This window comes from Streptomyces sp. NPDC006487, from assembly GCF_042870555.1.
In the GTDB taxonomy this organism is placed as follows: Bacteria; Actinomycetota; Actinomycetes; order Streptomycetales; family Streptomycetaceae; genus Streptomyces.
The window spans coordinates 1-13,710 of record NZ_JBIAHN010000015.1 but is presented as its reverse complement, the minus strand read 5'-3'; the positions used below and the strand labels follow the sequence as shown (position 1 = coordinate 13,710).

Here is a 13,710-nt window from a genome sequence, read left to right as displayed (position 1 = left end):
GATCCTTCCCTAACAAGTGTTTGGTAGGTTAACGTACGGCCATGAGCAGCGTCGAGGAGTTCCGCACCGAGGTTCGGAGTTGGCTACGGACCCACCTCACCGGTGAGTTCGCCGCCCTCAAGGGCCGCGGCGGACCGGGCCGGGAGCACGAGGCCTTCGCCGAACGCCTCGCGTGGGAGCGGCACATGGCGGCGCACGGCTGGACCTGCGTGGGCTGGCCCGCGGAGCACGGAGGCCGCGGCGCGAGCACCGCGCAGCAGATCGCCTTCCACGAGGAGTACGCGCTGGCCGACGCGCCCGCGCGCGTGAACCACATAGGCGAGCAGCTCCTCGGCCCCACCCTCATCGCGCACGGCACCGAGGAGCAGCGGCGGCGCTTCCTGCCGCCCATCCGGGCCGTGGAGGAGCTGTGGTGCCAGGGCTACAGCGAGCCCGAGGCCGGCTCGGACCTGGCCAACATCCGTACCCGGGCCGCCCTGGTGGACGGCGCGTGGGTGGTGGACGGCCAGAAGATCTGGACCTCCCTGGCCCACGCCTCCCAGTGGTGCTTCGTCGTGGCCCGCACCGAGCCGGGCTCCCGCCGGCACGCGGGGCTGTCCTACCTCCTGGTCCCGATGGACCAGCCCGGGGTGGAGGTCCGGCCCATCGTGCAGCTGACCGGGACCTCCGAGTTCAACGAGGTCTTCTTCGACGGGGCCCGCACCGACGCCGCCCACGTCGTCGGCGCGCCCGGCGAGGGCTGGGCCGTCGCCATGGCCACCCTCGGCTTCGAACGCGGCGTCTCCACCCTCGGCCAGCAGGTCGGCTTCCGCCGCGAGCTCGAGGACCTGGCCGCGCTGGCGAAGCGCAACGGCGCGATGGCCGATCCGCTGATCCGCGACCGGCTCGTCCGGGCCTGGATCGGCCTGGAGACCATGCGCGCCTCCGCGCTGCGGCCCGGGGTCGCCCCGTCCACGGCCAAGCTGTACTGGGCCCGCTGGCACCGGGACCTCGGCGAACTCGCCATGGACGTCTGCGGAGCCGCCTCGCTCCTGGCGGCGGGGGCGCACGGGGACCCGTACGACCTCGACGACTGGCAGCGGCTCTTCCTCTTCTCCCGCTCCGACACCCTCTACGCGGGCTCCGACGAGATCCAGCGCACCATCGTCGCCGAGCGAATCCTCGGCCTTCCCAAGGAGGTCCGGGCGTGAACGCACCGGAAGACCGGCCCGGCAACGTGCTCCGCACCGCACCCGAGTACGTGCCCGGGCACGGACTGCTGAAGGGCCGGAGCGCCGTGATCACCGCGGCCGCCGGGGCCGGCATCGGCGGGGCGACCGCCCGCCGCTTCCTGGAAGAGGGTGCCCGCGTCCTCATCGGCGACGCGCACGCCCGCCGGCTCAAGGAGACCGAGGAGGCGCTGGCCGCGGAGTTCGGCGCGGACCGGGTCGCCTCGCTGCCCTGCGACGTCACCGACGAGGAGCAGGTGGGTGCCTTCTTCGCACTCGCCGAACGGCTCCACGGCGGCCTCGACCTCGTCGTCAACAACGCCGGGCTCGGCGGCACCACGAACCTCGTCGACATGACCGACGACCAGTGGTCCCGCGTCCTCGACGTCACGCTGAACGGCACCTTCCGCTGCACCCGCGCCGCGATGCGGTCCTTGAAGGCCTCCGGCGCGGGCGGGGTGATCGTCAACAACGCCTCCGTCATCGGCTGGCGCGCCCAGACCGGGCAGGCCCACTACGCCGCAGCCAAGGCCGGGGTGATGGCGCTGACCCGTTGCGCCGCGCTGGAGGCCGCGGAGTTCGGCGTACGGATCAACGCGGTCGCGCCGAGCCTGGCGATGCACCCGCACCTGGTGAAGGTCACCAGCGAGGAGCTGCTCGCCGAACTCACCGCCCGCGAGGCCTTCGGCCGGTACGCCGAGCCCTGGGAGGTGGCCAACGTCATCGTGTTCCTGGCCAGCGGCTACTCGTCGTACATGACGGGCGAGACCGTGTCGGTCAGCAGTCAGCACGCGTAGGGCGTCGGATGACCGGCCGGCGCAGTACCAGAATGGACGCGTGCCAACGAACAAGCCGATCGCACCGACGGCCAAGAAGAAGCCCCAGGTGACGGCGTCGCCCGAACGCCGCCGCGAACTCCTCGACACCGCCGCCGAGGTCTTCGCCGCGCAGGGCTACAACGCCACCACCGTCCGCAAGATCGCCGACGCCGCCGGGATGCTCGCCGGCAGCCTCTACTACCACTTCGATTCCAAGGAATCGATGCTCGACGAGATCCTCTCCGCCTTCCTGACCGAGCTGTGGGAGGGGTACGACACCGTCCTCGCCGCCGGTCTCGGCCCCAGGGAGACCATCGAGGCCCTCGTCACCGAATCGTTCCGGGAGATCGACCGGCACCGCGCCGCGGTCGCCATCTACCAGAAGGAGTCCCGGCACCTGTCGGTCCAGCCCCGCTTCCACTACCTCTCCGACTCGCAGGTCAAGTTCGAGAAGGCGTGGCTGGGGACGCTGGAGCGCGGGGTCGCGGACGGGGTCTTCCGCGCCGACCTGGACATCCGCCTCACCTACCGCTTCGTGCGCGACACGGTGTGGGTGGCGGCGTCCTGGTACCGGCCGGGCGGCCAGCACAGCCCGGAGGAGATCGCCCGCCAGTACCTGTCGATGGTTCTGGACGGCATCGCCACACGAACGTAATCCCGCACATCCCCGGCACACGCCTGGATATCCCTGAGGAGTTCCGATGCCCGAGGCCTACATAGTCGAAGCGGTACGCACCCCCGTGGGGCGGCGCAAGGGGGGCCTGTCCGAGGTCCACCCGGCCGACCTGGGGGCACACGTCCTCAAGGCCCTCGTCGAACGGTCCGGGATCGACCCGTCGGCCGTGGAGGACGTGGTCTTCGGCTGCCTCGACACGGTGGGGCCGCAGGCCGGCGACATCGCCCGGACGGCCTGGCTGGCGGCGGGGCTCCCCGAAGAGGTCCCCGGCGTCACCATCGACCGCCAGTGCGGATCCTCCCAGCAGGCCGTGCACTTCGCGGCGCAGGGCGTCATGTCCGGCACCCAGGACCTGGTGGTCGCGGGCGGCACCCAGAACATGTCGATGATCCCGATCGCCTTCGCCTCGCGGCAGGCGGCGGAGCCGCTGGGCTTCACCGACGGCCCGTACCTGGGCTCGGCGGGGTGGCGCGCCCGGTACGGGGACTCCCCCGTCAACCAGTTCCACGGGGCCCAGCTGATCGCCGAGAAGTGGGGCATCTCCCGCCTCGACATGGAGGAGTTCGCCCTGCGCTCGCACCAGCGGGCACTGCGCGCGATCGACGAGGGACGCTTCGAGCGGGAGATCGTCCCGTACGGATCGGTGTCGGTGGACGAGGGCCCGCGCCGCGACACCACCCTGGAGAAGATGGCGGGCCTCAAGCCCGTCATGGAGGGCGGCACGATCACGGCGGCGGTCTCCTCCCAGGTCTCGGACGGCGCGGCGGCGATGCTGCTGGCCTCGGAGCGGGCGGTACGGGAACACGGGCTGCGCCCGCGGGCCCGCATCCACCACCTGTCGGTGCGCGGCGAGGACCCGATCCGCATGCTGTCGGCGCCGATCCCGGCGACGGCGTACGCCCTGAAGAAGACGGGCATGTCCCTCTCCGACATCGACCTGGTCGAGATCAACGAGGCCTTCGCCCCGGTGGTCCTGGCGTGGCTGAAGGAAACGGGCGCGGACCCCGCGCGGGTCAACGTCAACGGCGGCGCGATCGCCCTGGGACACCCCCTGGGCGCGACGGGCGTCAAGCTGATGACGACCCTCCTGCACGAACTGGAGCGCACGGGCGGCCGCTTCGGACTCCAGACCATGTGCGAAGGCGGCGGCCAGGCCAACGTCACCATCATCGAGCGGCTGTAGCTCCGCCCGCCGGAACCCGGCCCCCGGGGCACTGCTCCGGGGGACTGCTCCGGGGGGCGTCTTTACCGCCTGCACACCGCCGCATCGTGTTTCCTTGGGCCCAGCCGAAAAGTGATCGGAGGCCCCCATGGGCGACCCAGGCGACGCGCAGGCCGGTTCCCGGGATCCGGCCGGCGCCCGCACGACGGCGACCGCGGGCGAGGGGACCGAGTCCGGGTCCGGGACCGGGTCCGGGTCCGGGACCGGGACCGGGTCTGGGACCGGGTCCGGGACCGGGTCTGGGACCGGGTCCGGGACCGGGTCTGGGCAGCGCCCCCTCTGGAAGGAGCTGCCGCTGCTCGTCGTCACCGCCCTGGTGCTGGCGTTCCTGATCAAGACCTTTCTGTTCCAGGCGTTCTCCATCCCTTCCGTCTCGATGCAGAACACCCTCCAGCGCGGGGACCGGGTGCTGGTCGACAAGCTCACCCCCTGGTTCGGCTCGGAGCCCGAACGCGGCGAGGTCGTCGTCTTCCACGACCCGAGCGATTGGCTGGCGGGCCAGCCGACCCCGGAGCGCAACGTCGTCCAGAACCTCCTCTCCACCATCGGCCTGATGCCCTCGGCCGACGAGAAGGACCTGATCAAGCGCGTCATCGCGGTCGGCGGCGACACGGTCGAATGCCGCCTGAACGGACCGGTCGAGGTCAACGGCAAGGCCCTGGACGAGCCGTACCTCTTCCCGGGCGACACCCCCTGCGACGACAAGCCGTTCGGGCCCGTCACCGTGCCCGAGGGAAAGATCTGGGTCATGGGGGACCACCGCCGGGATTCCTCCGACTCCCGCTATCACCTGGACGACCCGAAGACCCACGGATTCGTGCCGGTCGAGGACGTCGTCGGCCGCGCCGTCGTCGTGGCCTGGCCCGTCACCCGCTGGGCGGGACTACCGGTCCCGGAGACCTTCGGTCAGCCCGGAATCGGTGACCGGAGCAAGCCCTAGCCGGACCGCCCGCCGGTTCAGCGTGCGGGCGCGCGGCGGGAGATGCGGGTCAGGGAGACCGTCTGGGCCAGCAGCGGGCCTGCCGTGAGCACCTGCCAGAACAGCGGCTCCGGTTCCTCCCACGCGCGGGCGGCGCACAGCACGATCGCCACCGCGCCGAGCGCGAGCACGATCCGGTGCACGAAGCCGGCCTCGGTGCCGTGCGGCAGCCCGGACACGAGGGCGACCAGCGCCAGCATCACCGGCAGCCAGTGCGGCTGGGAGCCTCGCATCAGCAGGGAGGCGGCGAACTCCGCTGCGAGGGCCAGGGAGTTGCGCACCAAGGCCCCGGGGACCGATATCGACATGCGCACATCATGCCGGGGATATTCGTGTGCACATCAGGGGGGGTCCGCGCCTAGGATCCGGGCAAGGGCTGGGTCGTAGCACAGAGGTAGTGCGCCTACACAGCATGGAGGAGGACGCCGGTTCGAATCCGGCCGCCCAGCCCCCTCCCCCCTACTTCGCGGCCGTCGCCGCCACCCACGCCCCCGCCGCCGCGATCGCCGCGCGCCCGGCGGGGAGCGGCAGGCCGAGGAACCCGTGGAAGACCCCGGGGACCAGGTGGATCGCGCAGTCCACGCCCGCCTCCCCCAGCCTTCGCCCGTAGGCCAGGCCCTCGTCCCGCAGGACGTCGCAGTCGGCCAGGACCAGCAGGGTGCGCGGCAGCCCCGAGAGGTCGGGGGCCCGCAGCGGTGAGACGTGCGGGTGGGCCGGGTCGCCGCCGTACTGGTCCCAGTACCAGGCCATGTGCGCGGCCGTGTGGAAGTGGCCCTCCGCGAACTCGGCTACGGAAGGGTGCTCCATCGAGGCGTCCAGGGGCGGGTAGAACAGCAGCTGGCCGGCGGCCAGTCCGGGGGCCCGCAGGGCCGTCACGGCCGCGAGGTTGCCTCCGCTGGAGTCCCCGGCGAGGACCAGCCGCGCGGGGTCGCAGCCCAGTTCGGCCGCCCGGGCCCCGGCCCACAGCAGCACCGTCAGCGCGTCGTCGGTCGCCGCCGGCCACGGGTGTTCGGGCGCGAGGCGGTAGTCCGCGGACACCACCACCGCGCCCGAGGCCACGGCCAGTGCCCGGCACAGCGCGTCGTGGGTGTCCAGGCCGCACATCACCCAGCCCCCGCCGTGGAAGAACACCGTCAGCGGGCGGCCCCCGGCGCCGGGCGCCGGGTCGTAGATCCGCACGGGGACGCCGTCCGCGACCGCGTCCCGTACGGAGGCCACCTCCACGCCGCCGCGCGGCGAGCCCGACGCGGCCGCCCGCAGGGCCGCCACGTCACCCGGGCCGGGGAAGACGGCCGCCATCGCGTCGCACAGCCCGCGGGCCGCCGGGGACAGGGATCCGGTACCGGTACCGCTCATCGCGCCGTCATCCCGCCGTCGACCGTGAACTCCGCGCCCGTGATGTACGAGGAGCCGTCGGAGCAGAGGAAGAGGACAAGCTCCGCGACTTCCTCGGGCCGCCCGATCCGCCCCAGCGGAAGGTGCGACCAGTCCCGCCCCGCGACGGCCGCGCTGACCATCGGGGTGTCGATCGCCCCCGGATGCACGGAGTTGATCCTGATCCGGTCCCCGGCCAGGTCCAGTGCGGCCGACTTCGTCAGCCCGCGCAGGGCGAACTTGCTGGATCCGTAAGCCGCGTGGCCCGGGATGCCCACCAGTCCGGCGGTGGAGGAGACGTTGACGATCGAGCCTCCTCCCCCGGCGCGCAGCACCGGGGCCACGGCCTGGATGCCGAGGAACGGACCGAGCAGGTTGACCCGCAGGAGGGCTTCGAAGTCCTCCAGACTCTGGCGCTCCACGTGGGCCGTGCGCCACAGCGCGGCGTTGTTGACCAGGGCGGAGACCGTGCCGAAGGCGCGTACGGCCTCGCGGACCACCTCCGCCCAGCTGTCGGCGTCGGCCACGTCGTGGCGTACGTAGAGGCCTTGGCCACCGAGGGAGCCGGCGACCGCGCGGCCCTCCTCCTCCCGGATGTCGGTGACCACGACCCGCGCTCCGGCCTCGGCGCACAGCCGGGCCTCGGCCGCGCCCTGGCCGCGTCCGGCGCCGGTGATGACGACGACCTTGCCGTCGAGGGCTGGGCTCACGGGTCAGCCCTCCAGGGCGCGGAAGTGCGGGATGACGTGCTCGCCCCACTGGCGGATCGTCTCCATGCAGGCCTCCTGGGGAACGGTGCCCATCTGGATCAGGCACATGACCTCGTCCACGCCGATCTCGCGCAGCTGCTCGACGTAGGCGATGGCCGTCCGGGCGTTGCCGTAGGCATGCTCGGCGTTGTAGGTGCCGGTGTCTACGGGGCGGGCCGGGATGTTCGCCTCGTGGAGCTTGGCGACCAGCTCCTCGCGGCCCTTCTCCAGTGCGGCCACGTGGTCCTCGGCGGTCTCCTCCTCGGAGTAGCCGGTCGGCTCGGGGGCGTTGCCGTACCAGTGGGCTATGGACTCGGCGAAGAAGCGCTGGCCGCGGGTGCCCAGGCGCAGGGCGCGTTCGGCATCGTCGAGGACGATGGTGGGGCAGAGCGCGGAGAGGTGGTCGTTGACCTCGGTGGAGACGAACCGGTCGCCGCTGCGGGTCGCGATGGCCTCGTCGTAGACCTTGCGCATGGTGCGTACGTCGTCGGCGCCGGCGAAGCCCATCACGAGGGCTCCGATGCCCAGTTCGGCGGCGAGCTTGAGGGTGTCGTGCTTGGAGCAGGCCATGAAGAGCGGCGGGTGCGGGTCCTGGACCGGGCGGGGCAGGATCGCTCCGGGGCCGATGTCGATGGAGCCGTGCCACTCGAACTTCTCCTCGCGCCACGCGGAGGAGAAGATCCGCAGCGCCTCTTCCATCTGCGGGTAGGTGTCCTCGGGGCGGACCCCGTACATGGACATCTCCTGGCGGGTGGCACCACGGCCGGCGCCGATGTCCACTCGGCCGCCGGAGAGCACGTCGAGCATGGCGGCGCGTTCGGCCACGCGCACGGGGTGCTGGTAGCCGAAGGGCATGGTGACGACGCCGTGGCCGATGCGGATCTTCTCGGTCCGGGCGGCGACCCAGGTCAGGAAGATCTCGGAGGCGCTCATGTGGGCGTACCTGGTGAGGGCGTGGTGTTCCACGGCCCAGATCCGGTCGAAGCCCATCTCCTCGGCGAACACGGCCTGTTCGACGCAGTCGTGGATGACTTGGCGCTCGCGTTCGGGCGTCGGGTCGACGAGCTGCGCCTCGAAGATCATCGAGAACTTCACGGGGTGCCTCCCAGCCGTGCGCTGCGCACGGCACATCAGAGATGTATTTCGAATAGGAATACTTCTAGCAGTCATATCCTGCTGGCGGAAGGGCCGCCACGAAGACCGGTCGTAGACTGCGCTGCGTGACCAATGAGGCGACAGAAGAGACGAACGGGCGCACCCTCCCCGCGACCAGCTGGGCGGTGCTCGGGCTGCTCTCCTTCGGAGAGGAGCTCTCCGGTTACGACCTGAAGAAGTGGTCGGACTGGTCGCTGCGCTTCTTCTACTGGAGCCCGTCCTTCAGTCAGATCTACAGCGAGCTCAAGCGGCTGGAGAAGGCCGGCTACGCCTCTTCGCGGATGGTCGCCCAGGAGACCGGCAGCCGCGACAAGCGGGTGTACCGGATCACCGACGAGGGCATGACGGCCGTACGGCGCTGGGCGCGCGAAGCACCCGTGGACCCGCCGGTGCTCAAGCACGGACCGATGCTGCGGCTGTGGCTCGGCCACCTGCTGGAGCCGGAGCAGATGCGCGAAGTCCTCGCACAGCACCAGGAGTTCGCGGAGAAGATGCGGCGGCGCGCGGTGGCCGACGCGGAGGGGGCCAGGGAAGAGGCCTCGTGGGCGTACCCCACGCTCACCCTCAAGTGGGCGGAACGGTACTACGCCTCCGAGCGCGACCTGGCGGCCGCCATGCTCGACGACCTCGCCGAGGCCACGGCACTGGAGAGCGGGCGCACCCCGGACCGCACCCCGGCCCCGGACCCGGACTCGAACCCCGCCCCGGACCCGGACTCGAACCCCGCCCCGGCCCCGGCCCCGGACCCGGCGCCGGGCAAGCGCCCGTAGGTTCGCCGGAAGTAGAGCAGTGGTGCGCCTTCGCGGTGCGCCGTCAGGGCGGTGACCCGGCCCAGCGCGATGGCGTGGTCGCCGCCGTCCAGGACGGCCTCGAGGTCGCACTCGACGGTGGCGAGGACCGCGTCCAGCAGGGGTGCGCCGTTCCCGCCCGACCGCCAGGGGACCCCGGCGAACTTGTCGCCCCCGGTGACGGCGAACCGGCGGCACAGCTCTTGCTGGTCGGCGGCGAGGATGTTGACGGCGAAGGCTCCCGCCTCCTGGATGCGGGGCCACGTGGTGGACGCGCGCGCCGGGCAGAAGCAGACCAGCGGCGGGTCCAGGGACACGGAGGAGAAGGACTGAACGGCCATCCCCACGGGACGGCCGTCGGCTCCGCATGCCGTGATGACGGCGACGCCGGTGCAGAAGCTGGACAGGACCGACTTCATGCCGGACATGGCTTCCTCCCTCATGAGAACCCTCCCTGATTATTTCTACTAGGTATATGCCTAACCGAAACACCTGTGATTGGATACCGCCCACGCTCGCTCGTCAAGTAGGGAGGGTCCGATCCGATGCCACCACCCCCGCCCCAGCCCCGGCCGGAGGCGCAGTCAAAGCCACCCGCCACGCTCGCCCGGCTCCCCGAGTACGCCGCCGCCGCGTACGGGGAGCGCGAGGCGCTCGCCGACGGAGAGGCCCGCTGGACCTTCGCCCGCCTCGCCGCCGAGATCTCCGCGGCCGCCCGCGCCGCCATCGCCCACGGCATCCGCCCCGGCGACCGGGTCGCGATCTGGGCTCCCAACAGCCGCCGCTGGATCACCGCCGCCCTCGGCGCGGTCGGCGCCGGAGCGGTCCTCGTACCGGTCAACACCCGCTACAAGCCCGCCGAGGCCGCCGACGTCGTCCGGCGCAGCGGCGCCCGCGTCCTGCTCACCGAGCGCGGGTTCCTCGGTACCGACTACGCCCGTGACCTGCACGCCTCCGGCGAGGACCTCGGGGCGCTCGCCTCGACGGTGATCCTGCGGGACGGGCGCGGGGGACGCCGCGACCCGGGCCCCGACGGCCCGCCCGGAGCCCTCTCCTGGGAGGCGTACCTGCACGCCGGCGAGGCCGTCCCCGAGGCGGAGCGGGCCGCGCGCGCGGCCGCCGTACGCCCCGAGGACCTCAGCGACATCCTCTACACCTCCGGCACCACCGGCCGCTCCAAGGGCGTCATGACCACCCACGGCCAGACCGTCCGGCTCTACGCCTCCTGGTCCGGCCTCGTCGGCCTGCGCCCCGGAGACCGGTACCTGCTGGTCAACCCCTTCTTCCACACCTTCGGCTACAAGGCCGGAGTGCTCGCCTGCCTGCTGCGCGGAGTCACCATGCTCCCCGAGGCCGTCTACGACACCGACCGCATCCTGCACCGCATGGCCGCCGAGCGCGTGACCTGCCTGATGGGCCCGCCGACCGTCTTCCACGGCCTGATCCGCCACCCGGCGCGGGCCGCGCACGACCTGTCCGCGCTGCGCCTGGCCGGCACCGGAGCCGCCTCGGTGCCCGCCTCCCTCGTCGAGGAGATCCGCGGCGAACTGGGGGTGCCCGACGTGTTCACCGCGTACGGGCTCACCGAGTCCGGCGGGGTCGTGTCCGTCTGCCCCACCGACGCCGACGCCCGGACCCTCGCCCACACCGTGGGGCTGCCGCTCCCGGACACCGAGGTACGGATCACCGACCCGCTCGGCACGGTGCTGCCCGCCGGGGAGCCGGGCGAGGTGCAGGTCCGCGGCTACCACGTCACCCCCGGCTACCTGGACGACCCGGCGAGCACCGCCGAAGCCGTGCTGCCCGGCGGCTGGCTGCGCACCGGGGACATCGGCGTGCTCGACGGGCGGGGCTACCTCGCCATCACCGACCGGCTGAAGGACATGTACGTGGTCGGCGGGTTCAACGCCTACCCGGCGGAAGTGGAGAACGTGCTGCTGACCCACCCCGCCATCACCGATGCGGCGGTCGTCGGCGCCCCCGACGAGCGGCTCGGCGAGGTCGGAGTGGCCTACGTGGTCACCACCGGGCCGGTCACCCCCGAGGAGCTGACCGCCTGGACCCGGGAACGCCTGGCCAACTTCAAGGTGCCGCGCCGGTTCACCCTGCTGGAGGAGCTCCCGCGCAACGCGGGCGGCAAGCTGCTGAAGACGGAGCTGCGCCGCACGGCGCGGGGGGAGTCGGCGTGAGGCCGCTGGAACGGACGGCGGAGCAGGAGGAACTCCGGGACGCGGTACGGGCGGTCCTGGCCCGCCACCCCGGCCACGCGGCCTGGGCTCCGCTGACGGCGCAGATCGGCGCGGCCGCGCTGGCCGTCCCCGAGGAGTACGGCGGGCTGGGCTGCGGGCCCGCCGAAGTCGGGGTGGTCATGGAGGAGCTGGGGCGCGCGCTGAGCCCCGTACCGTACCTGGGCTCCGCGGTGCTGACCGTTGCGGCCCTGCTCGCGTCCGGCGACCGGGAGGCCTGCGCGAAGCACCTGCCGCACCTGGCGGAGGGCACGGTCGTGGGGGCCCTGGCCTGGGCGGAGGCCCCGGAATCCCCGGGCGGCCCGCTCGCCCCGGGAGGCGGGTGGGAGCCCGGCGACCTGTCGGCCCGGGCCGAGCCCGCCGGACCGGACTGGCTGCTCACGGGCACGAAGCGGTACGTCCTGGCCGGCCCGTCCGAACCGTCCCTGCTGCTGGCGTTCGCCCGGATGGACGGCGCCGCGGGCACGGCCCCGGACCGGCTCGGCCTGTTCGAGCTCCTCGCCGCACCGGCGGCCTTCACCGTACGGTCCACGATGGACCGCACCCGACCGCTCGCGGAGCTGACCCTGGACCGGACACCGGCCCGGCTGCTGTCGGCCGACGGCGCCGGGGTCCTCGCCCGGGTCCGGGACCTGGCCTGCACGGCGCTCGCCGCCGAACAGGTGGGCGCCGCGGCGCGGGCGCTGGAGGCGACGGTCCGGTACGCGAAGGAGCGGGTGCAGTTCGGGCGGCCCATCGGCTCCTTCCAGGCGGTCAAACACCGGCTCGCCGACCTGCACACCGCGGTGGAGGGCGCCCGCTCCCTCGCCCTCGCGGCGGCCGCGGCCGACGCGGCCCCGGAGCAGGCGGCCGCCGCCAAGTCGGCCTGCTCGGAGGCCTGCGCGTACGTGGCGAGCGAGATGATCCAGCTGCACGGCGGCATCGGCATCACCTGGGAGCACGAGGCGCACGAGTACTTCAAGCGGGCGCACGGCTCGGCCCTGCTCTTCGGTTCCCCGGCCGCGCACCGTGAACGGCTGGCGGCCCGGCTGGGGTTCCTCCCGAACGACAGCGCGGGGACCGCGGGCCGTCGTACCCTCGGCCCATGACCGGCAGCGCGATAGACCTCCGGAAGATCGAACGGACCGCTCCGGCGCTCGTGAGCCTCTACAAAAGCGCCGGGGTCTCGCTCCGCAAACACGGCCTGGAGGGTGGACGCGCCGCGGTCTACCTCGTGCTCGACTACTCCGGCTCGATGCGCCCGTACTACGAGGACGGCAGCGTGCAGGCCCTCGCCGACCAGGTACTGGGACTGTCCGCCCACTTGGACGACGACGGCCGCGTACCCGTTGTCTTCTTCTCCACGGAGGTCGACGCGCTGGAGGAGATTTCCCTGGCCGGCCACGAGGGACGGGTCACCGCGATCGCCGCCGGACTCGGCCACATGGGCAGGACTGCCTACCACGCGGCGATGGACGCCGTGATCGACCATTACCTGGATTCGGGGCCGTCCGCCCCGGCGCTCGTCGTCTTCCAGACCGACGGCGGGCCCACCAGCAAGTCGGCTGCCGAGAGGTACCTGTGCAAGGCGGCCCGGCTGCCGCTCTTCTGGCAGTTCGTCGGCTTCGGGAACACCCGCAGCTCGCAGTTCGACTTCCTGCGGCGGCTGGACGAACTCCCCGTCCCGGCCGCACGGGTCGTGGACAACGCGGGCTACTTTCATGCCGGTCCCGACCCGCGGGCCGTCACGGATTCGGAGCTGTACGACCGGCTGCTGGGAGAGTTCCCGGCGTGGCTGGCCGCTGCCCGGGCAGCCGGAATCGTGCGCGCCTGAGGGGCGGTTGTCGCCACCTCGCGCTTTGATGGAGGTATGACGACGAACAACTGGGCCGTATTCGAGAAGGCGGAACCCGACTTCGCGGCGGCCGTGCAAGCCCGCTTCGCACAGTTCCCGCACCACGTCCTGGCGACCCTGCGCAAGGACGGCTCCCCGCGCGCGACCGGACTGAACGTCGAGATCCGCGGCGGGGAGCTGTGGCTGGGCATGATGCCGGGTTCGATGAAGGGGAAGGACCTGCGGCGCGACGGGCGCTTCGCCCTGCACACCAACCCGGGTCCGGGCGAGACCATGCCCGACGGGGACGTGCGGATCGCCGGGCGCGCGGTGGAGATCGTGGAACAGCCCGAGCTCCACCGGTACGCGGAGGAAGCCGAGGAGAACGACACCCCGCACCCCTTCGACCTGTTCCGGGCCGAGCTGACGGAGGTGGTCCACGTCGGTGTCGAGGGCGACGACCTGGTGGTCCGCTCATGGACCCCGGAGCACGGGCTGCGCACCCTGCGCCGGGGCAATGACGACGAGCCGGCCCGCGAGGAACCCGCGGCGGGCTGAGCCGGGCCGGGCAAGATCCGAAAAGCCGGCCTAGGTGTGTTGTCCGGACAGGTTGGTGCCGCGGCTGGCGGGTGTTTGGCCTTGGATGCCGGTGTGGGGTCGGTGGTAGTTGTACCAGTGCAGC

The 13,710-nt window shown here is 72.4% G+C and carries 14 protein-coding genes, 1 tRNA gene and 1 pseudogene; 11 read left to right on the top strand and 5 right to left on the bottom strand.

The window, feature by feature from the left end; genetic code table 11:
- The first annotated feature begins 41 nt into the window (after nt 1-41).
- From ACFYM0_RS25980 to lepB, 5 genes are all read left to right on the top strand, one after another.
- Nucleotides 42-1,190: an acyl-CoA dehydrogenase family protein gene (locus ACFYM0_RS25980; RefSeq protein ID WP_388505480.1), complete on the top strand. Its 1,149-nt coding sequence runs from the start codon at nt 42-44 to the stop codon at nt 1,188-1,190.
- Nucleotides 1,187-2,005 (top strand): SDR family oxidoreductase, encoded by an 819-nt coding sequence (locus ACFYM0_RS25975; RefSeq protein ID WP_388505477.1) that lies wholly within the window; start codon nt 1,187-1,189, stop codon nt 2,003-2,005. Before ACFYM0_RS25980 ends, ACFYM0_RS25975 begins: the two co-directional genes overlap by 4 nt.
- 40 nt (nt 2,006-2,045) lie before the next feature.
- Nucleotides 2,046-2,681 carry a TetR/AcrR family transcriptional regulator gene (locus tag ACFYM0_RS25970; RefSeq protein ID WP_243330338.1) on the top strand — a complete coding sequence of 212 codons (636 nt, stop codon included), beginning with the start codon at nt 2,046-2,048 and terminating at the stop codon, nt 2,679-2,681.
- A gap of 46 nt (nt 2,682-2,727) precedes the next feature.
- Nucleotides 2,728-3,885 carry an acetyl-CoA C-acetyltransferase gene (locus ACFYM0_RS25965; RefSeq protein ID WP_388505473.1) on the top strand — a complete coding sequence of 386 codons (1,158 nt, stop codon included), beginning with the start codon at nt 2,728-2,730 and terminating at the stop codon, nt 3,883-3,885.
- Between the two features lie 127 nt (nt 3,886-4,012).
- The gene (gene lepB, locus ACFYM0_RS25960) at nt 4,013-4,864 is read left to right on the top strand and encodes a signal peptidase I (protein WP_388505471.1); all 852 of its coding nucleotides are present in this window, start codon (nt 4,013-4,015) and stop codon (nt 4,862-4,864) included.
- A 17-nt stretch (nt 4,865-4,881) separates the two neighbouring features.
- Here the strand turns inward: lepB and ACFYM0_RS25955 are convergent, their stop codons facing one another.
- Nucleotides 4,882-5,211, bottom strand: coding sequence for a hypothetical protein (locus ACFYM0_RS25955; protein WP_388505468.1), 330 nt, complete (start codon nt 5,209-5,211; stop codon nt 4,882-4,884).
- Nucleotides 5,212-5,278: 67 nt separating this feature from the next.
- Here ACFYM0_RS25955 and ACFYM0_RS25950 point away from each other — a divergent pair.
- A tRNA-Ala gene (locus tag ACFYM0_RS25950) sits at nt 5,279-5,353 on the top strand.
- 9 nt (nt 5,354-5,362) lie between these two features.
- On the opposite strand, the gene ACFYM0_RS25945 is transcribed toward ACFYM0_RS25950, so the two are convergent.
- Genes ACFYM0_RS25945 through ACFYM0_RS25935 form a run of 3 tightly spaced genes read right to left on the bottom strand, consistent with a single transcriptional unit; the run spans nt 5,363 to nt 8,121 of the window.
- Nucleotides 5,363-6,259: an alpha/beta hydrolase gene (locus ACFYM0_RS25945; protein ID WP_388505467.1), complete on the bottom strand. Its 897-nt coding sequence runs from the start codon at nt 6,257-6,259 to the stop codon at nt 5,363-5,365.
- Nucleotides 6,256-6,987 carry an SDR family NAD(P)-dependent oxidoreductase gene (locus ACFYM0_RS25940; RefSeq protein ID WP_388505464.1) on the bottom strand — a complete coding sequence of 244 codons (732 nt, stop codon included), beginning with the start codon at nt 6,985-6,987 and terminating at the stop codon, nt 6,256-6,258. The genes ACFYM0_RS25945 and ACFYM0_RS25940 overlap by 4 nt, the downstream gene beginning before the upstream one ends.
- Nucleotides 6,988-6,990: 3 nt before the next feature.
- Nucleotides 6,991-8,121 carry an LLM class flavin-dependent oxidoreductase gene (locus ACFYM0_RS25935; protein WP_388505462.1) on the bottom strand — a complete coding sequence of 377 codons (1,131 nt, stop codon included), beginning with the start codon at nt 8,119-8,121 and terminating at the stop codon, nt 6,991-6,993.
- Nucleotides 8,122-8,237: 116 nt separating this feature from the next.
- Between ACFYM0_RS25935 and ACFYM0_RS25930 the strand changes: the two genes are divergently transcribed.
- Complete coding sequence (locus ACFYM0_RS25930) at nt 8,238-8,951, top strand: helix-turn-helix transcriptional regulator (protein ID WP_388505840.1); 714 nt, start codon at nt 8,238-8,240, stop codon at nt 8,949-8,951.
- A 47-nt stretch (nt 8,952-8,998) separates the two neighbouring features.
- Here ACFYM0_RS25930 and ACFYM0_RS25925 read toward each other — a convergent pair.
- Nucleotides 8,999-9,388, bottom strand: a pseudogene (locus tag ACFYM0_RS25925) (flavin reductase family protein); the annotation flags it as partial.
- A gap of 126 nt (nt 9,389-9,514) precedes the next feature.
- Here ACFYM0_RS25925 and ACFYM0_RS25920 point away from each other — a divergent pair.
- From ACFYM0_RS25920 to ACFYM0_RS25905, 4 genes are read left to right on the top strand one after another with little or no spacing between them, the layout of a single operon-like run.
- On the top strand, nt 9,515-11,158 hold the full coding sequence (locus ACFYM0_RS25920) for a FadD3 family acyl-CoA ligase (RefSeq protein ID WP_388505459.1): 1,644 nt from the start codon (nt 9,515-9,517) through the stop codon (nt 11,156-11,158).
- The gene (locus ACFYM0_RS25915; protein WP_388505457.1) at nt 11,155-12,303 is read left to right on the top strand and encodes an acyl-CoA dehydrogenase family protein; all 1,149 of its coding nucleotides are present in this window, start codon (nt 11,155-11,157) and stop codon (nt 12,301-12,303) included. Before ACFYM0_RS25920 ends, ACFYM0_RS25915 begins: the two co-directional genes overlap by 4 nt.
- On the top strand, nt 12,300-13,028 hold the full coding sequence (locus tag ACFYM0_RS25910; RefSeq protein ID WP_388505455.1) for a VWA domain-containing protein: 729 nt from the start codon (nt 12,300-12,302) through the stop codon (nt 13,026-13,028). The genes ACFYM0_RS25915 and ACFYM0_RS25910 overlap by 4 nt, the downstream gene beginning before the upstream one ends.
- Before the next feature lie 36 nt (nt 13,029-13,064).
- Nucleotides 13,065-13,586 (top strand): pyridoxamine 5'-phosphate oxidase family protein, encoded by a 522-nt coding sequence (locus ACFYM0_RS25905; RefSeq protein WP_327252244.1) that lies wholly within the window; start codon nt 13,065-13,067, stop codon nt 13,584-13,586.
- The last annotated feature ends 124 nt before the right edge of the window (nt 13,587-13,710 follow it).